General features: G+C 47.5%; 17 protein-coding genes. 9 read left to right on the forward strand and 8 right to left on the reverse strand.

Going from position 1 to position 26546, the window contains the following annotated elements:
• Position 1 precedes the first annotated feature (1 nt).
• From QUA34_RS23845 to QUA34_RS23855, 3 genes are all read right to left on the reverse strand, one after another.
• The gene (locus tag QUA34_RS23845; protein ID WP_445242840.1) at positions 2 to 3946 is read right to left on the reverse strand and encodes a PAS domain S-box protein; all 3945 of its coding nucleotides are present in this window, start codon (positions 3944 to 3946) and stop codon (positions 2 to 4) included.
• Positions 3947 to 4396: 450 nt separating this feature from the next.
• On the reverse strand, positions 4397 to 7138 hold the full coding sequence (locus QUA34_RS23850) for a family 10 glycosylhydrolase (protein WP_445242841.1): 2742 nt from the start codon (positions 7136 to 7138) through the stop codon (positions 4397 to 4399).
• 393 nt (positions 7139 to 7531) lie between these two features.
• A complete protein-coding gene (locus QUA34_RS23855; RefSeq protein ID WP_333389524.1) occupies positions 7532 to 10270 on the reverse strand; it encodes a DEAD/DEAH box helicase in 2739 nt (912 codons plus the stop codon).
• A gap of 101 nt (positions 10271 to 10371) precedes the next feature.
• Here QUA34_RS23855 and QUA34_RS23860 point away from each other — a divergent pair, with 101 nt between their 5' ends.
• Positions 10372 to 10503: a hypothetical protein gene (locus QUA34_RS23860; RefSeq protein ID WP_333389525.1), complete on the forward strand. Its 132-nt coding sequence runs from the start codon at positions 10372 to 10374 to the stop codon at positions 10501 to 10503.
• 40 nt (positions 10504 to 10543) lie between these two features.
• Here QUA34_RS23860 and QUA34_RS23865 read toward each other — a convergent pair whose 3' ends face one another.
• Positions 10544 to 11308, reverse strand: coding sequence for a sulfotransferase domain-containing protein (locus QUA34_RS23865; RefSeq protein ID WP_333389527.1), 765 nt, complete (start codon positions 11306 to 11308; stop codon positions 10544 to 10546).
• Positions 11309 to 11441: 133 nt separating this feature from the next.
• On the reverse strand, positions 11442 to 11630 hold the full coding sequence (locus QUA34_RS23870) for a hypothetical protein (protein ID WP_333389529.1): 189 nt from the start codon (positions 11628 to 11630) through the stop codon (positions 11442 to 11444).
• A gap of 351 nt (positions 11631 to 11981) precedes the next feature.
• Here QUA34_RS23870 and hpsA point away from each other — a divergent pair, with 351 nt between their 5' ends.
• The 4 genes from hpsA (at position 11982) to QUA34_RS23890 (ending at position 19361) form a co-directional block, all read left to right on the forward strand.
• Positions 11982 to 16910: a hormogonium polysaccharide biosynthesis protein HpsA gene (hpsA, locus tag QUA34_RS23875; protein ID WP_333389531.1), complete on the forward strand. Its 4929-nt coding sequence runs from the start codon at positions 11982 to 11984 to the stop codon at positions 16908 to 16910.
• Between the two features lie 32 nt (positions 16911 to 16942).
• Positions 16943 to 17545, forward strand: coding sequence for a prepilin-type N-terminal cleavage/methylation domain-containing protein (locus tag QUA34_RS23880; protein ID WP_333389532.1), 603 nt, complete (start codon positions 16943 to 16945; stop codon positions 17543 to 17545).
• Between the two features lie 62 nt (positions 17546 to 17607).
• Positions 17608 to 18678 carry a hormogonium polysaccharide secretion pseudopilin HpsC gene (gene hpsC / locus QUA34_RS23885; RefSeq protein ID WP_333389534.1) on the forward strand — a complete coding sequence of 357 codons (1071 nt, stop codon included), beginning with the start codon at positions 17608 to 17610 and terminating at the stop codon, positions 18676 to 18678.
• 59 nt (positions 18679 to 18737) lie between these two features.
• A complete protein-coding gene (locus QUA34_RS23890; RefSeq protein ID WP_333389536.1) occupies positions 18738 to 19361 on the forward strand; it encodes a prepilin-type N-terminal cleavage/methylation domain-containing protein in 624 nt (207 codons plus the stop codon).
• Between the two features lie 294 nt (positions 19362 to 19655).
• On the opposite strand, the gene QUA34_RS23895 is transcribed toward QUA34_RS23890, so the two are convergent.
• On the reverse strand, positions 19656 to 20444 hold the full coding sequence (locus QUA34_RS23895; RefSeq protein WP_333389538.1) for a cobalt-precorrin-6A reductase: 789 nt from the start codon (positions 20442 to 20444) through the stop codon (positions 19656 to 19658).
• Positions 20445 to 20525: 81 nt separating this feature from the next.
• On the opposite strand from QUA34_RS23895, the gene QUA34_RS23900 reads away from it, so the two are divergent.
• Positions 20526 to 21344 (forward strand): tetratricopeptide repeat protein, encoded by an 819-nt coding sequence (locus tag QUA34_RS23900; protein ID WP_333389540.1) that lies wholly within the window; start codon positions 20526 to 20528, stop codon positions 21342 to 21344.
• Positions 21345 to 21652: 308 nt separating this feature from the next.
• Here QUA34_RS23900 and QUA34_RS23905 read toward each other — a convergent pair whose 3' ends face one another.
• The gene (locus QUA34_RS23905) at positions 21653 to 21889 is read right to left on the reverse strand and encodes a hypothetical protein (protein WP_333324968.1); all 237 of its coding nucleotides are present in this window, start codon (positions 21887 to 21889) and stop codon (positions 21653 to 21655) included.
• 357 nt (positions 21890 to 22246) lie between these two features.
• Positions 22247 to 23032, reverse strand: a complete 786-nt coding sequence (locus QUA34_RS23910) for a TIGR01548 family HAD-type hydrolase (RefSeq protein WP_333389542.1) — start codon at positions 23030 to 23032, stop codon at positions 22247 to 22249.
• A 178-nt stretch (positions 23033 to 23210) separates the two neighbouring features.
• On the opposite strand from QUA34_RS23910, the gene QUA34_RS23915 reads away from it, so the two are divergent.
• From QUA34_RS23915 to QUA34_RS23925, 3 genes are all read left to right on the forward strand, one after another.
• A complete protein-coding gene (locus tag QUA34_RS23915) occupies positions 23211 to 23522 on the forward strand; it encodes a 30S ribosomal protein PSRP-3 (protein ID WP_333037125.1) in 312 nt (103 codons plus the stop codon).
• 387 nt (positions 23523 to 23909) lie between these two features.
• Entirely contained in the window at positions 23910 to 24983 is a 1074-nt protein-coding gene (locus tag QUA34_RS23920; RefSeq protein ID WP_333324964.1) for a class I SAM-dependent methyltransferase, read from the forward strand.
• Positions 24984 to 25399: 416 nt separating this feature from the next.
• The gene (locus tag QUA34_RS23925) at positions 25400 to 26293 is read left to right on the forward strand and encodes a Mo-dependent nitrogenase C-terminal domain-containing protein (protein ID WP_333324962.1); all 894 of its coding nucleotides are present in this window, start codon (positions 25400 to 25402) and stop codon (positions 26291 to 26293) included.
• Positions 26294 to 26546: the final 253 nt, after the last annotated feature.

Raw genomic sequence — 26546 nt, forward strand, 5'->3', positions numbered from 1 at the left:
TTTACTGTTTCTCGCTGAGTTCGATTATGTTCAAAATTCTGTCATATTCAAAATTATTAATGCAATCTTGAAGCTTGCCCGCAAGAGAGGGATTGACAGTGCCGATTTGTGCGATCGAAGTCGCGATCGCCTCCATGTCCACACTCAAAATATTTTGCTTGAATTGGGCCATCCAGTCTGGAGAAAGAGAGGCGAAAGCCTCCGGTGTCAGCACCTCTTGACTTGACTCCTCTACACCTGTGGCACTTACTGCGGTTGGATCTTCATAAATATAGCGTACTCCTAAATGTTTTCCCATTGCCACAAAAATGTCCTCCTCTCGGAATGGTTTCCGCATAAAATCATCGCAACCCGCCGAAAGAATCACCGCCCGTTCTTCCTCCAAAACGCTAGCAGTTAGGGCTACAATCGCCGTTGCTTGCCCGCCAGTTGTAGTTTTAATCTGTTTGGTAGCCTCGTAGCCGTCCATGACAGGCATTCTCATGTCCATCCAAATCAGATGCGGTTCCCACTCCATAAAAATATCAACCGCTTCTTTACCGTTATTCGCTTCTCTCAACTCAAATCCGAGTGGACTCAGAAGTTTTACTAACAGTTGGCGGTTCAAAGGTTTATCGTCCACAATTAGCAAGCGATAACTCGGCTGATTCGGTTCGAGGGCAACAACTCGACGTTGAGTTTTTTTGCTTTCAATATCAGCAGCTTCAACCAGATGAACTTGGATATCAAACTGAAATACTGCACCCTTTCCGATCTCGCTGCTAACAGTAATTTCACCTCCCATTAATTGCACGAATTGGCGGCTAATAGCTAAACCTAAACCCGTTCCTTCCTGAGAATCTTTACCTGTTTTCGTCTGCACGAATGCTTCAAACAACTGATGGATTTCCTCAGCAGCAATGCCTGCACCAGTATCTTGAACTTCAAAATGCAGCCAGTAGCGGCCGGGTAATTGGTCAGTGCTGTTTTTATGTATATTCCGTCTTCCTCCTTTGACTTGCATCGACACTCCCCCTTCTGAAGTAAATTTAATTGCATTATTGAGCAAATTAATTAAGACTTGTCGCAATTTAACTTCATCAGTACAAATGTAATGGGGAACTTCGGCGTCTCTGTCGAAGATTAACTGCAAACCTTTTTGCTCAGCTTTGAGAGCAAACATATCTTCTAAATCGTCGATTAGTTGGTAGAAATCGAAGTTTTTTTCATTAATAGTCGTGCGTCCGGCTTCGATTTTTGACAAGTCTAAAACTTGGTTAATTAAAGCCAGTAAATGTTCACCACTCCGCAGGATAATTCCAACATCTTCTTGATTTTCTTGAGACAACGTTTTACTGCGAAGCATGACTTGAGCAAAGCCGATGACCGCGTTCAGGGGCGATCGCAATTCGTGGCTCATATTGGCGAGAAACGTACTCTTCGCTTTGTTTGCTGCTTCGGCCGCTTCTTTCGCCTGCTGCAGTTTGATTTCCGCTTGTTTGTTATCAGTAATGTCTTTAATAAAACCTTCGTAGTAAAGTAGATTGCCTGCTTCATCGCAGGCAGCGCGACAATTTTCCGAAATCCAGATTATGCTGCCATCTTTGCGGTAAATTTCCGATTCAAAATTTGATAATATCCCGTACTCGTTCATCAGCGCTGCAAATTCGTCGCGACGGTTCGGTTTCACGTAAAGCTGGTTATGGAAATTCGGCTGTGCTGCTATTAATTCTGTCGGCGAGTCGTAACCGTAGATGTTAGCTAAAGCGGGGTTAGCGCTGATGTATTTCCCATCAATAGCAGTTTGAAAAATTCCATTCAAAGCATTTTCATAAATGTTGCGGTACTTTTCTTCTGCTTCCCGAAGGGCAGTTTCTGCTTTTTGGCGCTCGGTAATATCGCTAGAAATCGACAAAAAACAAGCTTCTCCGTCAATATCGATGGTTTCTATCGACAGCAGTGCCGTTCTTTCTGTACCATTTTTATTGCGAAACCTCAGCTCATAATTGTGAAGAGCCGTCTTGTTTTTTAACATTTGAATCATGCGATCGCGCTCTGCTAAACTCGCCCAAAAATTGAGTTCTACCGCTGTTTTGCCAATGATTTCTTCGTGACTGTACCCCATCATCCGACAAAAGCTCTCATTGGCTTCTATGTGGCGACCATCGCTGATTCTAGTCAGGGTAATCGCATTAGGGCTTAAACGAAAAGCTTTAGAAAACTTTTCTTTTGCCTTGGCAAGATCGGCGGTACGTTCTGCAACTTGCAGTGCTAAATTGTCGTTGTATTCCCTTAACAGTTTCTCCGCTAGTTTGCGTTCTGTAATATCTTGAAAAGCACACATTCCATAGATAATATTTCCTTGGGCGTCATAAATAGGAGTTCCCGAAATTTGCATGGGAACAGTTTTGTCAGCCGAGGAGATTTCAATGTCATCAACAGTGACACTTTTGCCCTGTAAAGCATTTAACATTGGGTCGCGTTCCGCCGGATAAATTTCCTGAGTTCCAGCTAAATAAGCTCCGTAGGATTGGCGCAAATTTTCGGAATTTGTTGCCACAATTCCTTGACCTAAAAGCTGCTCTCCTATAGGATTAATGTAGTGAGCTTGACCGTTTGGCTCTGCAATAAAAATCCCTAGCGGTACTGCATTAAAAAATTGTTTTACTCGGTTTTCGCTTTCCGAAAGAGAAGTAAATGAATGCTGCAATTGCTCGGCCATGCTGTTAAAAGCAGTGGCAAGTTCTCCGAGTTCATCTTCGCGATTCAGAGTGAGCTTTGTATCCCATTCATTCCGCGCCAAAGCTTTCGCCGCCGCATTCAATCTTAAAATCGGCCGCACCACCCATTTAGCAGTAAGAATCCCCAGAATTGTCGCCCCAATCAAAGCTGCAACCGACAGCAAAAAAGTCGTGCGCGTATTGAGGTTAATTTGCTCCATAAAGTCAGACTCTGGCACAACTACTACAATCAGCCAATCCAACCCTCGATCGTCTTTAAAAGGAGCTACCTGAAGAAAATTTCGATTGCCATCAACATCAAAAGTACGTTGTTGAGAATTATTAATTTTAGCTAAGCTATCGTAGGATTTATCTAAATGTTGTGCAGTTTGGCGAATTACCGGATTCTCGCTTTCTGAAGCTTTAATGCGTCTGGTTTCTTTACCTTCCACCACGAATTCTGGACTCGACGTTGAAGTAGCAATTAACATCCCCGATCGCTCCATGACAAAAGTTTGTCCTGATTTTCCTATTTTTAGGCTAACCAGAAATTCTTTGATTCTGGAAAAGAGCAAATCGCTGCCAGCTACTCCTAACAATTTGCCAGCATCGTCATAGATAGGCAAAGCAGCAGTAATTGCCAGTTCCCTCGTCAAAAAATCTGTATAAATTGGAGTCCAAATAGGTTTTTTTGCGGCAGTGGCAGCTAGGTACCAAGGACGAGTTCGCGGGTCGTAAATATTGGGTGAAATTTGGACTAATTGAACACGGTTTCCCTGAGAGTCCGCAGTATATCGACCTAATTTATTGCCAGTAGAGCTGTCAGCAGCAGATATCAAAATCCCATCTTTAGTGCGGATTGCTCCAGAGTGTTCTCCATTTTCTTTGCCTGTGTAAATGATGCTGATCGAATCAAAATATTGAATTTGTTCTAGGAAATGATGTTCTAGTTTTTGCTTGTCTTCTAGGTTCAACTGCCCCAGTTTTATGCCTTGAACGTTCAGGTGATTGACAATGTGGGGAATTGACATATAATGTTCCATGCGGTCTTTGATGCGATCGCTAATTTCTCCCCGCAACTGAGCGGCAACATCGTTGACTGCCCGCTGACCGTTTTGGAAAGATAGCCAACCTACAAGTCCTACCGTGCCGACAATTTGCACTAAAAAAGGAACCACGAGCACCGTTTGTAATGGAACTTTGCCGATAATTTTTGTAGCTAAACTATTGAGGGGTTTAGGAAACATATTCATCCTCAGAGGAATTGGGCATTGGGAATTGGGCATTGGTAATTGTTGGGAGTTTTGAGTGTAAATTATGTTCCCTTTGCCCTTCCTTTTATCCTTATGCTGTAGTTTACTGACGACAGTACCGTCGATCAATTTATATCAAAATAGCGTATTTCTACTCAGAGTTTTTTCGTAACTACTGATACAGATCATTGGGCGCGATCGACCTAAGTCGAAATCATCTGATCTATTGCACCATTCTCAATTACTTATTTAGGAACAGGCTTTCCGGCCTGTTCCACAAGAGATGAATTTTATTGTGGAACAGGCTTTCCGGCCTGTTCCACAACAAGTACATTTTCTTGTGGGGTGGGCATCCTGCCCGCCCAGGGAAGGGTTATTGAGAATGGTGCAACATCTCATTTGAACAAACAGTAGCTAACAAGCACACACCCCAAAAATCTGTATTTATCTGCGATTCAACTCCATCCTTTCGCCGTAGCGTAAAAGCATATCCAAACTCTCCAAACGATTTTGCCAAGTTTGCACCTGATAGCTATTTTCCGCAGAATGCAAGCGCATCGAAGATTGAAATTGAGATTGAAAACTCCTTAACAATCTTTTAGTAGTTGCTAAACTTTCGGTAGAAGGATTTGCCGCCAACTTGCTCAAAGCTTGCGCCAATTCATCCGCTCGACTTTGCAAAACTTTCAGTTCAGATTCGGACACCCGCAACTGATTGTTAGCCAATAAAAAACTCCATTCCTGCTTGAGAGCAGTATACCGCGAAGCCGCCGCCGCAAACGGCTGTCGGTAAGGAATCGGCTCCGCAGCAGAAGTGGAACGCACTGGGGTGCCTTGAGTGCGGTTAAAAAACCCCTGCATCCCGCTGCTGATACTTTCCACCGCAAAAATAGCATAGCCCCCTGTTGGCAAATCGCGTAAAGCTTGGATTTGGTCGATCGCCACAACTTCCGGGAGAGTCAACAACTTAACCGAGGGAGAAATCAAAGCCGAACCCAGAATTTGTTCATTTACCAGCGGTTCGGTGATGCGCTGAAGTCGGTTCGTATCCAAAGCATAAGTCATCGGCACAATCAAATCTACAATGCCCTGACGAGCCCAAACTTCCCAATTTTGCTGAATTTTGTAAATCCGCTGACTTTCCGGGTGCGGAAACACTGCCACCGACAGAATTGTGCGCGGATAATTCTGCCGCAAAAGCTGAGAAACTTCAGCTACAAAACTATTAATTTGATTAGTTTTAAACTCAACCCACTGCCGCCACAAACTGCCGTTTCTGGGGGAAATATTCACGGGATCTGCACCAGTCAACTGCCTAAATTGCTGCCTCGCAGCAATACCGTAACCGTAAGTAAAATTCGCATTGTCATCTTGAAAAGGATAGCGAATATAGTCTAATTGCACCCCATCTACTTTGTAGTTATTGGCAATTTCGTTGACTATTTGTAGCAAATAATTCCGCGCTTCCGGGTTCGCAGGATCGAGATAAAACTTACCATCGTTAGGATTTTGCGTGCGTCCTTTATTGTCAATATTGGCCCACTGTGGATGGGCGGAAAGTACCGGGCCTGGATAAGAGCTAGGCTGGCCAATTAAAGTATTGTGGCGCTTATTTCCTGTGGCAAAAACCCAAACCCAAGCGTGCAGTTCCATGCCTCGCTCGTGAGCTAATTTAACCGCAGATGCCAGCGGGTCCCAGCCAACTGTTAGGGGATTTTGTTGCGGTGCAACTTGACTGGGATAAATGGTATATCCGGCATTCAAAGTTTCAAAGAAAACGGTATTGATACCGGCGGCGGCGAGCCGATCGAACACTGCGGCCAAACCCTGCTCAGATCGCGCTGCGACGATCGTCCCGCGATCGAGCCAAACCGCCCGAATTTCCGCCCCAACCCGCTGTCCTTCCTTCGGGTAATTTTCCCACAGCAACTGCCGCGCTTCCACCCACTGCTTTCTAGCCTCCGCGTAGTTTTGCTGTTGCAGGAGTTGGTCGAAAGTTTGCAAAACCTGCCGCGCTTGGGCGATCGCCCGCACCCTGATCGCTTGCAGAACAGGGGGGCGACCGGCTGCCGGGCCGCCTCCGCCCTGTTCTGCAGCCAGCAGTTGAGGGGAGGTAGCAGCATTGAGATTGATGGCGGTATTGGCTGAATTAGATGCTGTCAGGGCGCTTTCAAACCGGCCGAGGAGGTTGGTGAGTTCTTGGCGCATCAAGTACGCTTCAATGCTGACGATCGGCTTATTGGAATTTGGCTGCACGTCCAAACCCGCCGGCGCCGACTGATCCGAAGGGTCTGTAAAAGTTGCAGGTACTGGATCGGGAAGCGAGCCAGAGGGAGAAAGTCGGCTCAGCGGGGTAGTACGCGGCAAACTAGGGCTGTTTCTAGTGACTCTTGAGGGGGGAGTTGGCAGTGGGGTCGCGGCAGCAGGGGGGGGCGCGGAGGGTGCAGAAGCGATTGTGCCTCCCCAGCGGGCGATCGAGGCTTGCAGCCAAGCCTTATCTACATTTGCCGAACCGTCGCTACCCCAGCGCCAGCCGAGATAGGTAGCGCGATCCGTGGCGATGGCTGCTGAGGAACCGGAACTATCTTTCCAAGTAGCAATAGTTTGACTGTTCGCATCAGCCGGAATCAAGACACCGCCTTGGACTGAGGCATTTTGTTGTGCAGTCGGCACCCAATTGCTAGAAGCGGTGCAGGCGATATCCCGACAGCGACTGCGTGGTTGTGGCGTCGCCGGCTGGGTTAACGGAAAAGCCCAATAGGCCCCAAGGAGCGATCGCAAAGATTGGCGCACCAATGCCGGGGAACTGCGGCCTACGGGGCCCGAAGCAATCAAGCGGCCGCCCTGGGAGGCCCAAGCTTCTAAAACTTTAATTTGTGCCGGAGTCAAAGTTTCAATGTTGGGCAAAAACAGCACGTTAACGCCTGTTAAATCCGCCGTACTTTTGATTGCTTCGAGATTGATTGGTTTGTAAGCAATGCCGCTTTCCCAGAGGCGCGTGGTAATCTTTACCCAGTCGGGAGAATTCTCGGAACTGCGAACAACGCCCAGAACTACTTCTGCGAAACTCGGAGAGGGAAATAGGATGAAGAGATTGAGTAATGTACTCGCTAGAGTTCCAATTAAGACTTTTTGCAAGAAAGTGAAAAAGCGAATTTTTTGAACCTGGGAGCAGGCATCAGGCATTTGAGCGGGCTTTTTGATTTGTTGCATCATAAAATAGGAGAATTACCCAGCGCACCGTTTCGGAAAATTTCAATAACAATTAAGATCGATCGATCCGCACCATACAATTTTCTATCCTGCCCTGCAACCTGAATCAGGAAAAAGTGCGATCGATCGATTTTAGATTTTAGATTTTAGATTTTAGATTTTGGATTTTAGATTTTGGATCTATTCCTCATGACAGTTGACAGTTGACTGTTTGGACATTTTTGCATTTAAACAATACCGATGCCACCGGAAACGATTTTAGATTAAAACCTGGGTGCATTTGGGTTGAAAAACCAAAAATACAATTTAGATGCCAACAGCCAACAGTCAACCGTCAACAGCCAACAGTCAACTGTCAACACTTTTCTAAGTAGCAGCTTCATTCACCGGAAATCTATCGATTAACTGCATCGCCCGACAAGCATTCCTCCGCAAAGCATCCGAAACATGAGGAACATGAGGAATCTGAGACAAGAAATCCAAAGTCCGGCGCAAAATCCGCACCACATCCCCTTCATCCAAACTCGTATGGCTAATCAGTTCCAGCCATTCAACGCCCAGAGCCCACTGTTCGACCAAAGTCACTAAATCCCGTTCCAGCCAAATCGGGATCGCAGCTTCGTGGCGGTACTGCACTTGAAACAATCGGCGGCGTAGGCCTTTTTGTAGATTGTCCAAAGGTGCCAAAACTTCCGGCGATAGCGAGTAGTGAGTCCAACTGTCGGGCCGAGAAACTTCTGTAACTAAGGCCGCACAAGCTGCAGCGAGGTGGTGGGGGTCGAGTTCGTCAAACTCGGCAGACATCAGGGACAAACCCAGCCACAGTTCGTTATCGCCGCGAATGGCGGCGCAAGCTTGGCCCAAGACGGTGGGCACTAACCTGTCGGAGGAGTCATCTCGGTTTCCATGTGCCGAAACTACTCTTTCCAAGCAGCCGAAATTCAGCAAGATGTCGATTAAGTTGAGAAATTGCTCCCAGTAGCGAGCTCGCTGCTTTTCTAACTCTTGTTCGCTTTTGCGAACTTCTTTTTTCAATTCTTCCCGGCGGCGCTGGCGTTTGAGCAAAGTACCGGGATTGCCCCATTCTAGAACCGGGTGAATTTCTAGCTTAGCTTCTACGGCTGCGATTTTCTGCTGTTGCTCGATCGCCTCTGGGCTCGGTTCTGGTGTCGGCAATGGTGGGATCGATGCAGCAATTGAAGCAGTTTCTTCAGTTCCCAAGCGGCACTGGCCGAGTCTCAGGGGCATTTCCGACGGCGGGTTCAAGGTATCTGCAACGGTCAAGCGAGGTAATTCGGCGTGCAGGGTAGCGACATCGCTAATGGCGACGATATACCAGCGGTTATCTTTGCCCAAGCACACCAAATTTGGTGCTTGGCCAGAACCTGGGATTTTGGCAACCAATACGGCGGGTACAGGATTTGTGTGCGATCGTTTGGCTGTCGGAACGTGTTTACCTTTGAGACTCAGAACCGTTCCGAGCACTGCAAAAGCCACAGCTACGGACATCTCCTTGAATCTCGCTTCTTCAGCTTGCTGCAAGAGAATTTTCAGCAAACGTTTGTCTTCTTTGAGTCTTGCCTGCAATTTTTCGTAATGGGCGAGGTGTTTTTCCAGGGTGGAGACATTTCCTCCGGCTGCCAGGGACTCTTCGAGTACCGCCAATTCTGTTTGCAATCGGTCTAATTCGGATTGCTGCGGCTGCAAGTACAAGGTAGACAGGTATTGACCAAAACTTCGCTCTACCAACTCTTGAGCTTCGTCGAGAGTGTGTGTTTGCAGCAAATTCAGCACCATGCCGTAGCTGGGCGTAAACTGACTGGCGAGGGGGTCGGCTTTGGCTGTTGCCAAATAAGAGGCTTCTTTTGCGCCTTCAAAGCGCGTCTGAACTGCGACAACGTGCCCCAGCTTGTCCATGCCCCGCCGACCGGCCCGACCGGCCATTTGCAGGAATTCTGAAGCGTTTAGCAGTCGGTGTCCCTTGTCGGTGCGCTTGGACAGGGTGGAAATGACTGTGGTGCGGGCGGGCATATTAATCCCGGCTGCTAGGGTTTCGGTGGCAAATACGACTTTAATCAAACCTCTGCCAAAGAGTTCTTCTACTAAACCTTTCCAAGCGGGCAAAATGCCTGCGTGGTGGGCGGCGATGCCTTTTAAAAGTGCTTCTTTTTGACCGAAGCGTTCTGCTTCTGGGTTTCGCTGTAAAAAATCGTCAATGATGCGTTTGAGTTCGGCTGTTTCGGCTTCGTTAACCAGGGAGAAATTGCCGACTTCTGCGACTGCTTGGTCGCACCCGCGACGGCTGAAGATGAAGTAAATTGCTGGTAGCATATCTCGATCGTCCAACCGAGCCAAAACATCGGTCAAACTCGGAGTGGGGATGCTGCCTCTTTCTACTTTTTGCCCCTTCTTTTTGGGGACTAACCGGACATTCGCTCTTTTGCCGGTCTCGTCTAGCAGGGGAAATATCCCTTTTTGGTTGGCGAAGTGGAATTGCAGCGGTACTGGCCGAAAGTCTGAGTAGACGAGCTCTGTGGGCCCGTGGACTTTGTTAATCCAGTCTGTGAGTTGGTCGCTATTGGCAACGGTTGCTGAGAGGGCGAGCAGTTGAATTTCGCTCGAACAGTAGATGATGGATTCTTCCCAGACGGTACCACGCTGCCGATCGTTCATGTAGTGACACTCGTCGAGCACCACGGTTTCGACTCCGGTGAGGGAAGTACCGACTTCTCCGATCGGCGTACCGTAGAGCATATTCCGAAATATTTCGGTAGTCATCACCAAAATCGGTGCATCTCGATTGACGGAGATGTCGCCCGTCAGCAAACCTACGTTGTTGTCTCCAAATTGACTGCGGAAGTCGCGCAGCTTTTGGTTAGACAAAGCTTTGAGGGGTGTGGTGTAGAAGACGCGCCGCCCCCTGGAGAGTGCTTGATGGATGGCGTATTCCCCGATTAACGTTTTCCCAGAGCCTGTGGGAGCACACACGACAACGGATTTACCTGCATCGAGGGCGGCGATCGCCTCTCTCTGAAAGTTATCTAGCTCGAATGGAAATATGGTCTTCAGATCCAGCTCTGGGCGGTTCTGGGCAGTGTCTGGCACAAGGATTATTATAAGGTTGCAGGGTAAGTATGCTTAAATCTTGCTGAAAGCAAGTCAGCAGAGGACTGTATTGATTTTAGACCAACGCCCGCAAATCGGCTATGAAGGAAGAAGGAAGAAGGAAGAAGGAAGAAGGAAGAGGGAAGAGGGAAGAGGGAAGAGGGCAAAAATTTTTTCTTTCTTGTGCCAACTGCCAAGAGACTTATTCCTTCGTTGCGATCTCCCTGGGATGAGAGGGGGAGGGATACTTTGATGCCAGGGAGATATTATTGATTAGTCCCAGCCGAAGTCTCGATCGCACAATTGAGCTAGTCTTTGGTTGTGCGATCGAAAATATGCTCTCAATTGGTCGTATACTGTCTCGCTGATGGGGGGATATTGGGTGGCGTTGTATTTTTCGTAGGTTTGTAGTTGGTGCGGCGGTAAGTCTAGAAATTGTAAGACGCTGTTGTATGTGCCGAAGGGATTGGTATACAAATCTTCGCTTTTGAGGATTAAAAGTTGTGATTTGGGAAAAAGTTTCATCCAGGCTGGGAGTTGATCGGCGTAAATGCCACGGGTTAGATAGCTGTGGTGTTGGTGTTCGTAACTGTAGTAGTTTGGGTCGGCTATTAGTTTTTCTATTTCGCCTTTGAGTCTTTCGGGTTCGGCGGCGATCGCACTTTCTAATGATAGGGATTCGTAGCCTATTTTGATATAGTAATAATAGTGGGAGATTGCGCGTTCTACGGGGTTTCTCAGCAGGGCGATTATTTTAACTTTTGGACATAAATCATAAATTCGCTGGGGAACTTGGGGGTGACAGATATAGTAGGGGCTGGCTTCTCCGGTTAGTAGGTTTTCGCCTGTTTGGGGCTGGGGAAATTGGGCATAGTACCAGTCTGGGCTTTTGTCGAAGTTGAAGTCGAAGTAATGGATTTCTTTTTGGGCGGCGGGGGCGATTTGGGGATGTTGGATTAGGTAATTGTACAGGGATGTTGTGCCACCTTTTTGGGCGCCGATGATGATGAAGTCGGGAGGTTTGGAGGGTTGTTTCATAGGTGGGGATGGTAGGTTTATATTTTGCAATTGTACTGACAGTGTGCCGGGGGTAAAACGAAAATTCGATCGCACTGACATCTTGCACTATTTTGGAGAACAGGCAAGATGCCTGTTCCACAAAAGTTCAATTTTATTGTGGGGTGGGCATCTTGCCCGCCCCTAAAACGCTTATTGGCAATGGCGCAAGAGTGGAGATCGCACTTTGACGCATTACGGAAATTCGATCGCCCAATTTTGATTCGATCGCGCTGACAGGCTTAACCACTCGATCGCCCACTCTACATTCTAGATTCGGGTGGTTGAAACCGAGCCTAGACAAACAAAGCCTGCCGGGGCGGGCTGGGAAATATATTGTATACGATCGCGATCACTGTTTTTGGGTGATCGAATTCACTCTGGCTCTGACCACTGACATTTCAATTTAACTAGATTACAGTGGAGTTAGAAATATCTAATTGGTGCGGGGGAAATCTTTCGCTGAAAAATATATTATCGGCGGCGATTTTGCTTGGGGGTTTGTGGGTGTTATTTTTCAGCCAAGGTACAGATTTAAATTTGTGCAAGAGGCTGATATGCAAGTTGCAAAAAATGGGAACAATAAAGATGGGATTGTACTGTCAAGCAGTAACTACCTGCAATACCATCTCTGAAATTATTCAGGAAGGCGTCAATGTTTAAGAGCAAATTATCCAAAGTTATCGTATCCCTGCTGCGGCGGATTGCTGGTGTTACCAGATCCGGGGCGAAGCGGCTGATGAGAGCAATGCTACAAACCCTGATGGCTATGGGCCGGAGGGCGAGACTGCCGGTGGCGGGGTTTGTGCTGCCCACGGTGACGATGGTGTTGCTGGTAGTGATTTTGTTGACTGTGGCGATTACCCTGCGATCGTTTGATCGGGCTAATACGGCGCGTAACGTGCGCGTGAACCAGCAGGTGCTGGCGGCTGCGACTCCCGCGCTCGATCGGGCGAAAGCAAAAATTCAGTTTATGCTGCAGGAAGACCCGCAAAGACCGACGGCGACTCCATCCGACAATGAAATGTACCGGATTATGTCGTCTGCTTCTGGTCAAGATCTTTATACATTCGGCGGTGAAAATCGACTGACACTTAAGTATGATCTCGATGGAAATGGTACAGTCGCTCCCTTTGACCCTGCGAAGCTAAATGCCCTAACAGACGAACAGATAAATACTGCTTGGAGATATCCCGTCGATACGGATAAAGACGGCGTGGACGATACTTATACAATCTACGGCATATTCTTTCGCTCTCCACCGCGTAACCCTAGCGGCGATTTTACAAGAGCGAGAAAGCCGTTAGAAGCAAGAACACCTCCAATGTCGGGAGGCTCGCTCAAAAAAGGGTGCGAGGCTGCCGCTGGTACTAGCGCTAGTTTGGTCGGCGACTCTGGTTGGTACAAAATAGATGGCAGGCTCAAAAAAAGTTTTTTTGTTTACACAGTCAATGTGCCGATGGCAGGAAAATTCAAAGGCACCCCTAGCGTTTCAGCTCTAGAATACCAGCAAGACCAAAGCCGCATTCCCCTGAGCAATAATGCGGTTGTATATGAAGATGATTTGGAAATATCTCCCGGCCCCTCGTTAAAGCTCAACGGGCGGATGATGACAAATAGTAATCTGATCGTGACGACTACGAGATCGGGAGAACAATTAAATTTATATCAAGTTAGCAGCAAGGATTCCTGTTTCTACGAACAAGAAAATAGCAAAATAATTGTGGGTGGCAATGTGGTCAACGGCCACTCGGGAAATAACAGTTCCCAAACTCCAGTGCCAGTACACCTGTTCAAAAAAGGTGATAATTCAGACTATCCAAAAACAAACCTAACAATTGACACCACAAATCAATCTACAAAAAACAGCTCTTTAGGCGTAATCTATAACAACCAAGCTTTCACGGATCGCATCGCGGCTTTAGTAAGGGAACGGATCGGACCAGTCGGGAGTGAAACCGATCCCCTTACCGATCCAATTTCAGTCCAAAACGCCCAACTAGATGTCGCAGGCTCTCCCGGACAAACACGGGAACAAGCGCTGGAAGAGTATTTTAAGCAGAGGACTCGGAAAGTTCCCTTTGCTGAAGTGCCCTTTGGCGTCAACGGAACTGGAGGCGCGATTAGTGGCAATTTGGTTGATGCAGGGGGGCCGGGTTTACGACCTAAACTTGCATGGGCAGATCCACAGAGCATATCCCAATTAAGTCTCACAGCCGAGCAACTAGAAGCAAAAAACCCTGAGCCTCCACCCGAAGAAGAAACATACATCGGTGATCGAGTAGTGGCGGGTAACAACTTGCCTGCCCTACTTTGGGACAACACCAAAAACCAATTTGTCAGCGCATCGCAACCATTAGGAAACTGGACAGATGACGGTACTGCTCGCACACGATCGTCCCAGGTGACTCAGCTCGCAGACGTGGGCGCGACAGACCGCGACGGTTTTTGGGAAAAAACATCAGCTCAAATACCTGCAACTCCTCTTGACGGTATAGGTGGTTTGCGGATAATTACCAGTGCAGGAGTTTACGATCGCACAACTTCCTTCCTGCCACCGCCTAGCTGGATAAATAGTGCTGGTAATCGGGTAAGCGGACCCGCCAAGATCGGCGATGCGTTGACCTCCAGCAATACTTACGACGACCCAGAAACTACAGGGGCGGGGGCTGTAGAGCAATACCCCGTCGTCTGGCCGGACTCCATGCCGATGTCACCGCTGGGACCTGGATCGAAAGTATATGACAATGTGGCAGGCACTTGGACTCGCTGGCGAACAGCGACGATGCCTGCTAGTGGTGGGCCAGAAGTAGTCGCAGACGCAAACGGTACTGATCTACCGGTCGTAACTGACTCAGCCATTGACCCCAGCACGCCCAAGTTTGCCAAAGGCGATTTGCGGATGCGGGCATCGGCCGTTTATCACTATGCCGACAGCGGCTACAACCAAGGTGACACTCCTCAACAAACCCCATTTGCCTGCGTCAGCAGTTACTACGACCCCAGTACCGCACTGACAGCGAGGAATATAAGTACACTGGCTGATGTCAGTGGAGATCTAACTCTTCCAGCAACAACCCGCCCTGCAAATACAAAAATCGGCTCTCACAACGGCATAGTTTACGAATTCCCAGGACGACCAACTGATCTTGGGGGACCTCTCCCCATCACTAACGGCTTGTTGACCGGTGGCAACCCCATTTATACCGCGCAAGCCAACTACGTCTTCCCTGACGGTAGGTTTGCCAACAAGCCTTTGAGAGAGGCGCTGCTAAAAGCTGAAGGCGATCGCAATTTAGAAGACTTAGCAGCGATCGACTCTACTGCTTGCGCTGTGGATATTTTGCAGAGTCCTACTGCTAGCACTGCAATTCCTGCTGGGGCTATTCAGGAAGTAGCATTTTTGAATGCTAGAGAAATCAAGGCGGTAGACGCTGACAATACCACCACTGCGGTAAATGAAGAGTTTACGCTGAGCAGCCCCTTGCCTGTGGCTACTCCACCTACTGCCCCCGCTGCAATATTGACAGGGAATTACAACCAGCCGATCGAAGAACGGCAGCCCCTAGAAGTTCGAGCGACTCAGTTGAATATAGAGGAACTGCGGGGGGAAGAATTTACTGGGACTAACGGGCCAGCGCCGGCAAAAGAGTATTTACTGCCAAACAGCGGGGTTATTTATGCCAGTCGGGATGACGCGCTCCCCGATCGGAGTGCTCGAAGTGCTGATGAAAATAGGGATAAATTAGTCAGTCCCACAGATTCTCTGCTCGACCCCACGCGCAAGCCCAACGGAATTTTAGTCATCAACGGTCAAAAGCTATTCCGTGGCAAACCTGGTCCGGTAAGACCAAATCCATATACAGTGGCAGATGTGGTTAGGGAAAAAGGTCTGACTTTGGTATCTAATTTGCCAGTTTATATCAAAGGAGAATTTAACAAACACAGCCAACAAGAGTTCGCAACAGCTTTAACAGACAATTGGAGTAATTTTTACGGTAGTCGTGGCATTCTCAATCCTAATTTTGCTTGTCGCGCAGGCGACCCCAGACTTAAGGATTGTACCATTGGTGATAATTGGCGTCCCGCAACGGTACTAGCAGATGCTGTTACTCTGCTTTCAGGAGACTACCGCTTTGGCTTCCGCAACGAAGGGGATTTTGACCTCAGAAATAATGCGGGCGCTGCTGCTGTACTACCTCGGAGACAACAAGGTTTTTATCACAACAATTTTGTTACTAACGGTCTCACTAGCCGGGCATTTTTAAGTGACGGCAAATTGTCCCCTGATGTGACTCCAGCAACAGCGCTCCAAGATTCTGATTATGCAACTCCCCAGTTGAATAGTTCTTACTTCAACAACTTTATCACCCCCGTCCAAAGGCGCGGAAATTTCCCAGAGTATTTGATGGAAACTTGCATAAAACTGCCGGTTTCGGAATGTACCGAGGCCGACTGGTTCGTCGATCCGTTGACGCCGGTCTCTGCGACACAGACAGGGCGAAAAGTTTCTGATGTAATTACCTCGACACCCACATACAATCAAGCTAACCGTTTAAGTACCTATAAAGCTGGTACAACTGCTGATCCTCCTATTCCTGCTTTACAGCGATTCCCCCGTCGCGTTGCATTCCCAAGAACTGCTGGCAATTTGGCTGGAGGGGCAACTCCACGGCCTTACGCCATTAGTGGCACCACAGTCAGTTCTACTGCTTCTGGGACACCAAAAGCTAATTCTCTGTGGTTCGCTACAACAGCAACACCAACTGCTACTGCTGTAAATTACGGTCAGGATCCATTACCGTTTGTGGTCAACAGAAATGGAACCGACTGGAATGGTATAAATCTGCCAGTTTTGTCCACAACTGCCACCTTCCAGCCGCTGCTGATGCCAGTCTTACAGCTTCAAACGGTGGGAACCGCCGCAGCCTCCGCAGGTCCACCAGTAGTTAATAAGGTAGTGAAAGAAACTGGGTGGCTACCCAGAGCTAAAGCGACAAGTTTCCATCTGATTGTAGGAGCGGGGGACATTCCTTCCCGAGCTCTTAACGCTAATACCGGTGACTCCAACGGGGGTCTGCAAAATTTGCCCCGCTTTTTGGAAAGCTGGCAAATCGGCGGTGTGGATACTCCAACCGACATCAAGGGTTCTTTCGTTCAACTAAATCGTAGCGCCTACAGCACGAGTCCTTATCTGCCAATTCTGCCACCGGATGCTCCTTCGATGGTCGCTGCAGCTACTAAACTAAAAAGTTTGTTTGAGCGACCAACGACTTCACCAATTGCTGCTTACACCGCTCCCGACACAGCATATAGAACTGATGGTGGAGGTCGCTTTCCCTATTTCATCCCACCAAAACGGGATTGGGGTTTCGATGTAGGCTTGCTATCTCAGCCACCTGACTTGTTTACCCAAAGATTTACCACTCCTCCCAGAAAGACTCAGCCGGATGAGTATTTCCGGGAGGTAGGTCGCGATGACAAGTGGGTACAAACTTTGATGTGTGCTGAACTTGCATCAACCCCGGGTACCTACGCTGTGGATGCTCCTTTCAAACCAAGTGTGTGTCCTCCTCCGGCCTAAATTTCTGCCTCGCAATTACTGGAGTTCTACTTATGACTGAGCAAAAACAACAGCAAAATTTACCTAAGTCGCGAGACGGCGGCTACACAATTATCGAGTCCTTGGTAGCGATGATTGTAGTTTCGGTGCTGATGATTGCGATCGCCCCCGTGATGGCCTTCTCTGTAGCAACTCGCGTACAAGCGCGGCGGGTAGAACTCGCCACGCAGGCGGCGAGAACTTACATCGACGCTCTCAGGACGGGGGCGATTAAACCGACAGATGGGGAATTTCCTGCAGCAGATGCTGCTGCCATTCCTGCTGCTCCTGGATCTGTTAACGATTTGTACTGCGTTGACTTGGATGAAAATCCTGGTTGTACTGGTAACAAAGATTTTCGTGTTCAGGGTGTGCGGCAATCATCTGTAAGTGCTACTAATTTAGATGCGAAAAAAGCGGGCTACGGTTTGATTGTGCGGGTTTACAGAGCCGATGCTACTAGCCCTTTGACAGCTACAGGTCAATCTATAGTTGGAGCTGGACTTGGAAACCCCAAGGCACCCTTGGTAGTAATGAATACAGAAATTCCTCCTGCCCCAGAAGGCGGGGCTTCATCCTATCGCTCCATTTGTGCTCGAACCGTTGGCTGTAAATAACGATCGCAGGAACTTCGATCAAATTAAAATCGCTCCCCCATTTGACAAAGGAAAAAGTCAAAATGAAAACTTTACTCAGGTTGCTTCTAAAAACTCAGCACCCGCCAAACCGCTCTGGACCAGCTCAAACAGACAAGGGCATGACTCTGGTCGAGCTATTAGTCGGAGCAATTATGGCGTTTTTAATCATTACGCCGATGCTCGGTTTTGTAGTGGATATGCTGAATACCGACAGGAGGGAACAAGTCAAGTCAAATACCGAGCAAGACCTTCAGGCGGCCGTTGATTTCATCGCCCAAGATTTGAGTCAAGCTATTTATATTTACAACGGCACAGAAATCGATGATATCAAAACTCAACTCCCTGCTCCTCCTCAAAATACGACTGGTACTCCAATTCTAGTATTTTGGAAGCGACAGCAGATTAAAAATGCTATCCCTCTGAGTGCGGGCTTAAAGCCAAGTGACTGTAAGCTTCCAGGCCAAACAGGGGGAACAATTGAATGTAACGACACCTACGTACGATCTTTAGTGGCATACTACCAGATTAAAGAGACTGGTTCTAATCCTATTTGGTGTCAGCCTTCAGGAGGCACTTGTCCTACACGTATTGAACGCTATGAAATTAAGGATGGAGTTAAAAACCCTTACGCCCCGCCGACCGACCCTGATTTCCCTTACTACGCAAAAACAGATACTCCCAAAAGCTCTCATAAAGATGAAGCTTTTAGTACAGCTTTTGATTTTAGCGAACCTACAAAAAAGGTGACACTTATTACAGGGGGATCGCCTCTAGTAAATTCTGAAGTTCTGGTTAATTATATCGACCACAGCCCCAAGCAACTTGATGCTGCTGAGTGTCAAAAGGCTCTCGGCACTCCCCAAACTCAAAGAGGGTTAGCGGGACCGACAGATGTTCCAGAAGGGACTCTAAGAGTAACCGACTCAGCCTCATCACCACCTACCAATAGCTTTTACGCTTGTGTTGATAATGCTAGAAACTTAGCCCGAGTAACTATCAGAGGAAATAGCCTCCGCCGACTTCAAACTAATGCTGATTATGATGCCAAGAAAGCGGCATATTTCCCAACAGCAAGCGTTCAAGTACAAGGTCTAGGCGCGCGAGGAAATTAACTTAATGCCTAAAACACCTTTCCGCATCGCCACCCGCCGATTAACAGTAGGATAATACCATGAAAACCCCACCAATATTATTAAAACTTTTGCATAAATCGGCTGCCAAGCCCAGCCCTAATCTCCACAACACTGCATCCAGAAAAGGCGATGGAGGGTTTACGCTTCTAGAAGTGCTGGTGATAGCGTTAATCATAGGTATATTAAGTTCGATCGCCGCTCCAAGCTGGCTGGCATTCATCAACAGACAAAGAGTTCGCACTGTGAACGATCGCGTTTTCCAATCATTACGACTTGCACAAAGCGAAGCAAAGCGAACTAAGAGCAGTGTCACAGTTACATTTAATCCTACAGACCCCCCAACAGTTACGTTTATCCCACCATTAGCTACGGGTGGTAGTACACAGACGTTAAATGCTGGAGGCGAAATTAAACCCGGCACTATTGCACTTTTAACGAATGCAACTGGTTCTGTTGTTGATGCTGATCTTCCTCTCAACTCGATCATTTTTGACTATCAGGGCAATGTAAAAAAATTGCCAACTACAAATCCTGCAATTCCTGGGCGATTTGTGGTATCAGTTTCTCCTGTTAAGGGTGGTGGTAAGCAGTGTGCGATCGTGGAAACTATCATAGGAGGAATGAGAACTGCTGAAGGAAATGATTGCCCACCACCATCCTAGTTTTCAATAAATTGAATCTTGATCTCTAACATCAATTCCGCATAAATGCAGAATTGCTAAAATCTATTAACTTAAATTATTTTATATTTCAAATCCTATTAAAACAGTCAAAAAATGCAGCTAGAACTAAAACAAATAATCATCCAGCCAGGAAATCAACTATTATTCAAAGACATAACCTGACCGATGTTTGAAACCCTACTAACATCATTTCCGGTAACACCGGAATGATGTTGACTGTTCACTGACAACAGTCAACTCGAATTTACTATTCCGATGCTAACGGATTTGATATCATAACTGCTTAACTAACCAAGCGATCGCCCCTTCAACATCAGCAACCTGCTCAACATCGGGAATCGGCGGCCGCTGCACCATCACCACCGGAATTCCCAGTCCCCTAGCCGCCACAATTTTCGCATAAGTAGCACCGCCCCCGCTGTTTTTACTAACAATAGTATCAATCTGATATTCTAATAGTAATTGGCGCTCCTCTTCCAAAGAAAAAGGCCCCCTTGCTAATAACAATTTACCATTAGGAATAGGAGTATTGAGTGCCGGAGGATCGATCGCCCGCATCAAAAACCAAATAGCATCCAAACCAGCAAAAGCAGCCAATTCCTGCCTACCAATCGTCAGAAACACCCGCTGAGACAGCCCTAATAAAGCCTTTGCAGCCTCCGAGTGGCTGGCAACATCAATCCAGCGATCGCCCTCCACCCTCTCCCAAGCAGGACGCACCAGCATCAAAAAGGGCACATTACATTCAGCAGCAGCAACAGCAGCATTAGCAGAAATCTGAGCGGCAAACGGATGAGTAGCATCGATTAAGAAGTCGATCGGGCGATCCTCTCCGTTGGCGTAGCCCCCGTAGGGGCGGGCTGCGCTAACGAGCAAAAACTCCGCCAGCCCAGCCGCCCCACCAAACCCCCCAATTCGCACCGTACCCGTTTTTGGGGTAAAAGGCTGTTGAGTGCGTCCTGCTAGCGAAGAAACCACCTCAATTTCAGCAATTTGAGACGCTCTTACCGCCAATTCAGCAGCATCCCCCGTCCCCCCCAAAATTAGCAACCGTTTTTTCACCAAATCACTCCTAACTTATCCAAGCAACGCCCGCAATTTGGGTTAATAATATGCTTAGTAAAGTTTAAACCGCCAACAACAATGATTCGCTCACTTTTGACATTTTTTACAGTATTAATTGTAACCGGGTTAGTATGGTTGGGAAATATCGCCCCCGTTGCCGCACAAGTACAAGCAACAGATATCGCCGATCCTCAACAGGAATTAGGAGAACTCGTTCAAAAAGCTTTTGAAGCTACAAATGAAGGCAAATTTCCCGCCGCAGAAACTTTTTGGACTCAAATCATTGACAAATTTCCCTCACAAGCCGCCGCTTGGAGCAACCGAGGCAACTCTAGAGTCAGCCAAAACAAACTACAAGCAGCTATTTTAGACTACGAAAGAGCGATCGAGCTAGCACCCGACGCCCCCGATCCATACCTCAACCGCGGCACCGCCTTAGAAGGTTTAGGACGGTGGGAAGAGGCGATCGCCGACTACAATCATGTACTAGAATTAGACTCCCAAGATCCAGCCGCCTACAACAACCGAGGCAACGCCGAAGCAGGTTTAGGACAATGGGAACAAGCAATTGCCGACTACAACAAAGCCTTTGAATTAGCCCCCGAATACGCCTTTGCCCGCGCCAACCACGCCCTCGCACTTTATCAAAACGGGCAAACCAAAGAAGCAATTCGCAACATGAAAAACATCGTCCGCAGATACCCCCAATTTGCCGACATGAGAGCCGCCCTCAGCGCCTGTCTTTGGGAAGCAGGAAAGCGCGGCGAAGCTGAGAGCAATTGGGTAGCCGCGATCGGCCTCGACTCCCGCTACAAAGACCTCGATTGGGTTGCCAATAACCGCCGCTGGCCACCACTTGCAGTCAGTGCATTAGACAAATTCTTGCACTTAAAATAATCTCACAACGCCAATGAAAAATTGCGAGCATCCCGATAATTGTGGCATATAATTCCTCAAAGGGATGATCCAAAAACTTGTCAAATGTCACCCGAAGATATATAGCAATCCTCGCATCATTTGTGAATTTCTTCTTACTCCCTCCCCTTGATAAGGGGAGGGTTGGGGTGGGGTCAAACCTTTACGACTCCTGCAAGAATTGCTATAGCAAGAAATAAACTATTGAAGAACAATTCTAACTCTTCTTCCCTGTTTCTTCTTTCCTCAATATTCACCAGTACACCGCTCATTGCTAAACTTCTTTATTCTCAAAACTCGTATTCCACATCTCCAGCAACAATCCTATCTGTCACCAACATTCTGTATAGTTCCAGTTCTTCAACAGTAACCTTTCCGTCAGCCCAAATCGCTCTCTTGATGTCTTCCATTTCATGCTTAGATATCTTGCCGTCAGCAACAGCTCGCTCGATTTTGACTTGGAGCTTTTCTAGTTGCCGAGTTTCTTCCGGCGTAGGTTGTTTATCACTCGATCGCGAAACTAACATAGTGGCACTCTCCTAGAGATTGACCTCTCCTCTGTACTAAGCCGCCGCAGCAGATATTGTCAACTCAAAGATGCAAAAATTGACAAATAAATGTAACAAAACTACATTTACTTGTCAATAAAATAAGGTGCAATATTATTTAACAAAGTTACATTTGTTTGTCAATAATATCCATGCCGGTTGTATCGGAATGATTAAACAGCAGAGGACACAGAGGATACAGAGAAAGGGAAGAGAGAGATGAATAATTCCGATGCGAACGGATTTGATATAATATCCGGTTCGCTAGGCGCACTCTACAGGAATTGTTTGTCAACAAAATAAGGTGCCGAATGCGTAGCCTACAGACTGACTGGCCTACTGAACTAACTCTCGAATCCGCGCAGCGGTCAACTCTTCGACATTCCTGAAAACCGCTGCAGCACCCGCATTTTCCAGCCCTGCAGCATAAGCCTCGCAGCGCACAGCATCATCCAAAACATGAGGCGGCAAAATTCCGATTCCCAGCCAAACCCGATTTGCTTGCACTTCCCGCGCCTTCACAACCGTGTAAATATCCGCAACAGTATCTCCCGCGTAAATCACCGGCAAATTTTCTTCTAAACCGTGCAGATTTTCCAACTGTTCAATTGCCGCGAAAAGTCCAGCCGGATCGGGTTTTCCCGGTGCATCTTCCATCGCCACCAACACCGGGGAATTTAAACTCAGTTTCCCTGACAAAACATAAGCAGCTTCATCCCGCATCGCCCCGCTAAAAAAGCCCCAAACCATGCCCTCAACCGTTAAATTTTCCAGGTAAGCCGGACTTAACAACAGCGGTTCATCACAAATGTAACCAGTCCAATTTTTCTCATCAGGCCCGCGATAGCGACTTTGGAAAAAAGCCACTAATTCGTCATAGTTGAGAGCGAGTTCGTTTCTCGATCGCCCAATTCCCTCAAAATAACGGCAAACTAACTCGAAAGACGCCTGCCAGTCATTATTCCACACTCCCTCAGACTTCAGAGAGTCAATATCGAGAGAATTCGGGCGAAAAGCGCCCGCCGTGAAATGTTCCACCGCATCCGCAATTGCCCGCCGGTAGGAACCGGACACATCCCGCACCACACCGTCAATGTCAAAAACTACAATAACTCTGTTCACAACTTAAACTATCCTTGTACCTAGGGCCGGTGAGAACCCAAATTTTATCTGTTCCCAGCCCCTGAGTGGCGCTAAAACCAGCCGCGCCACAAAACTTTTCATGGCCGATGACCAATTATCGAACAGAGTGTGCTACGCTTAGCGATTGTAGAAATTTTTAACAAGTTCGATCGGAACCCTGGAGGTTTGCTTGTCCAAGTTCATCTTAAAAGTTCTCTGGCTAGAAGAGAATGTTGCCCTCGCCGTTGACCAAGTTGTCGGCAAAGGAACTAGCCCGCTGACATCCTACTTTTTCTGGCCCCGCAAAGATGCGTGGGAAGACCTCAAAAACGAACTCGAAGCCAAACACTGGATTGCTGATAACGATCGTGTCGAAATCCTCAACCAAGCCACAGAAGTCATCAACTACTGGCAAGAGGAAGGCAGACGACGCCCAATGACGGAAGCTCAGTCAAGATTCCCCCTAGTGACTTTTACCGGCAGCAACTAAGCCCAGCTTTAATTTGCTACCCATATAAATTGCCTGTTATGGCTGACAAGGGGAAGGAGAGAGGGGAGAAGGCGAGAGGATTTGACGCTTTTTCCACCTCGCCGTGAAAAATACAATTTAAATCCGCTACAGCTTTTCTTGATACTAACTCCGATTTTGGAACCTACTGGGGTTTTGGGCTAGGTCGATTTGAGATTTTAGACTTGAGATTTATCCAAAATAAAGCTCTCAAATCTGATTTAATACAATCTAAAAAGACTAAGCAACCAAACCAAATAAATCTAAAATCGGCTTTTTTATACTCTTGAATTGTACAGTCAGCTCTCAACAGCCTTCCCTCTGACTAATGACTAATAACTAATAACTAATGACTTCTTCGCGGAATCTATGGGCGCCGAAAGTACGATCGACCAGACCGAACAGCTACCGCTGGTAGTAAATCCCGACATTCTCCAGCAAGCAATCCTCTACAAAATTAATACTCGCATAAACGCTCGCGGAGAATTAATTTTCCCCTGCGTCCCAGGAATGCTAAACCACTATCTCAAGTCCATAGAAAAGCTATTTAGCACTCTCGACAGACCCCTGCCCGAAGACCGCAGAGACGAACTCAGCAAGCTCTTAGCCACCAAGTTAGAACAAGGCTACCGCACCTCCACAGCATCGATGCTGATCCTGCAATACGAATCAGTGCAGCCGCCGCAAACCGGTTTAGCTTGCAAAGTCATTGTTACTAGCTCAACAGTTGGAGAACAGTACAAAAGCTGGGTAGACACCAGAGAACCTCCGCTTTTCGGCTCTCATCCCGATGCAAAATTAATGACCACGGCTGCTAAATTGGGTACACCCGATCGAGTGCGGATTTTGGACGTGGGGGCCGGTACCGGCCGCAATACCTTGCCGCTGGCGAGATTGGGCTATTCTGTAGATGCGATCGAACTAGCTCCAGCTTTTGCAGAACAATTGAAAGCCGCAGTAACAGCCGAAAACCTTCCCGTGACAGTGACTGAAGGCGATGTGCTCGATCCCTTAATGCGGATGAAACCAGCCCGCTACCAGTTGGCAGTTGCCGCCGAAGTCATCTCACATTTTCGAGACAGCGATCAAGTACGGCTTTTCCTCGCCAAAATGTGCGATTCCCTGTGTTCCGGAGGCCTGTTGCTGTTCAGCACCTTTTTAACCGTCGGCGACTACCAGCCAGATGCCCTCGTGCGACAAGTTGCCCAACTCTCCTGGTCTACTTTATTTACCCCCCAAGAACTCGCCACCGCAATGGAAGGGTTGCCCTTAGTCCAAATATCCGACGAATTGGTGTTTGAATATGAACGCCACCACCTGCCGGAAGGAGCCTGGCCACCGACGCCCTGGTTTCCCAGTTGGGCAACCGGTCGAGATGTCTTCCCAATGGCAAACGCACGTCCGCCCATGGAATTGCGCTGGATTTTGTGCCGCCGAAGTTAAAAATTTTCTCATTTTTAGGCGGACACAGCAATCACAACTGTTAACCGGCAGTAACATTTTCCTCAGATATTTTTATTTCAACAGCTTAAATCCGGCTAGCTGTTAATATGACGCTGCCGGCACAGAAAAATTTACAAAAATATATATTAAAATGTAAAGAGAGCGAAGTTCGATCGCCCCTGGGTGACAAACCCAGTGTCTGATTAGATCCAACGCTTGCCAACCTTTTGTTTCTTGCGAAAAATCGGGTTGCTAATGGCAATCGGGCTTGCATAAAATTCGATCGTCATCTTGATGGGTGCAACTAAAGTTAAGATGAATTCAACAAACCTATTCCTCTCGATAGATGACTTTTTAGGGAATAGGATTAGCCAATAGATTAGCTCGCTAGTCAGCGATGCTGCTGAGAAACAAATATGCTTTTAACACTTCCACTACAAGCGTTTGGAGCAATCTTCAGGCACAAACCTTCCACAAATAGATCATCCATCGACCAAAAAACCAGTAAAAATTATTGGGAGGGGAATATTGAGTCCGCTGTAAACGAACAAATTGACTGGTACATCCAAGTGGAAATGCTAATGAGTAACGCTAAATCTTCCTGCACCAATGAAGAGATTGCTGCTTGGCTGCGGGGATTGCTGACAATTGCTTGGGCAGACGGCAACTTTGACGAAGACGAGCAAAAAATGATTGCAAATCTAACTCAGGATGAACTACACCCGGTATCTTTTGAGGAGAGTTTTGAACCTATTACCCCAGAGGAATTAGCCGCTGTGTTAGGGAAAGACACCACCAAAGGCGAGGATTTTTTGAGGACAGCAGTCATGGTAGCTTTGGCAGACGGTACCTACTCGCTCAGCGAAGACGAGGTAATCTATAATTATTGCAGAGCTTTGGGGCACAATGTAGAGGCGCTCGAAGCTCTGCGACACACCATCGAAGACTGCAAGTGCGATGATCCGCAGGGGCCCAGCAGCCAAATAGTTTTTGATGCGAATGTCGCCCCCGCCGGAACACCCCTTTCATCTCGGCTACCTAAACCTCACCACAAAGATGTCCTGCAACCCGTCAAAGACTGGCTTGACGGCTGGGAAATTCACGACCCAAAATTGGCACACTTTGTCTGTAAAATTATTCCGCCCCAGTGTCCATTTGAGCGAGATGTCGTGTTATTTGGTCGCAAAATCGTCCACATTCCGGCGATGTGCCAGATTAACCCACTTTACGAACAGTTAGTCGGGATGCGCTTTCGAGCTCTCTGCTATTTGGCAGATGAATGTAAGGAAGATGTATCGTCATATTGTTAGTAGTTAGTAGGCAGTTGTCAGTTGTCAGTTGTCAGTAGGCAGTTGTCAGTAGGCAGTTGTTAGTAGTCAGTTGTCATTCTTGTGAAATCTTGGATTAATGACTGTAACTATTAACCAATGACTACTAATTAGTCCAGGATGCAAAAACCGGGTTTTTCTAGGACAAAACATCGTTACACCCATCCGCACCCGTAGAAAAAGCCAGTAGAAAAACCCGGTTTCCTCAGTTTTTGTAGGTAAGTCTTGCTAAGAG

Source organism: Microcoleus sp. POL10_C6, from assembly GCF_036701585.1.
GTDB lineage: Bacteria > Cyanobacteriota > Cyanobacteriia > Cyanobacteriales > Microcoleaceae > Microcoleus.

Coding starts and splice junctions, on each gene's coding strand:
- hpsA (WP_333389531.1), top strand. CDS start 11,982: ATGTTTAAGAGCAAATTATCCAAAGTTATCGTATCCCTGCTGCGGCGG.
- QUA34_RS23900 (WP_333389540.1), top strand. CDS start 20,526: ATGATTCGCTCACTTTTGACATTTTTTACAGTATTAATTGTAACCGGG.
- QUA34_RS23890 (WP_333389536.1), top strand. CDS start 18,738: ATGAAAACCCCACCAATATTATTAAAACTTTTGCATAAATCGGCTGCC.
- QUA34_RS23905 (WP_333324968.1), bottom strand. CDS start 21,889: ATGTTAGTTTCGCGATCGAGTGATAAACAACCTACGCCGGAAGAAACT.
- QUA34_RS23880 (WP_333389532.1), top strand. CDS start 16,943: ATGACTGAGCAAAAACAACAGCAAAATTTACCTAAGTCGCGAGACGGC.
- QUA34_RS23865 (WP_333389527.1), bottom strand. CDS start 11,308: ATGAAACAACCCTCCAAACCTCCCGACTTCATCATCATCGGCGCCCAA.
- hpsC (WP_333389534.1), top strand. CDS start 17,608: ATGAAAACTTTACTCAGGTTGCTTCTAAAAACTCAGCACCCGCCAAAC.
- QUA34_RS23845 (WP_445242840.1), bottom strand. CDS start 3,946: ATGTTTCCTAAACCCCTCAATAGTTTAGCTACAAAAATTATCGGCAAA.
- QUA34_RS23850 (WP_445242841.1), bottom strand. CDS start 7,138: ATGCCTGATGCCTGCTCCCAGGTTCAAAAAATTCGCTTTTTCACTTTC.
- QUA34_RS23925 (WP_333324962.1), top strand. CDS start 25,400: ATGCTTTTAACACTTCCACTACAAGCGTTTGGAGCAATCTTCAGGCAC.
- QUA34_RS23920 (WP_333324964.1), top strand. CDS start 23,910: ATGGGCGCCGAAAGTACGATCGACCAGACCGAACAGCTACCGCTGGTA.
- QUA34_RS23860 (WP_333389525.1), top strand. CDS start 10,372: ATGAAGGAAGAAGGAAGAAGGAAGAAGGAAGAAGGAAGAGGGAAGAGG.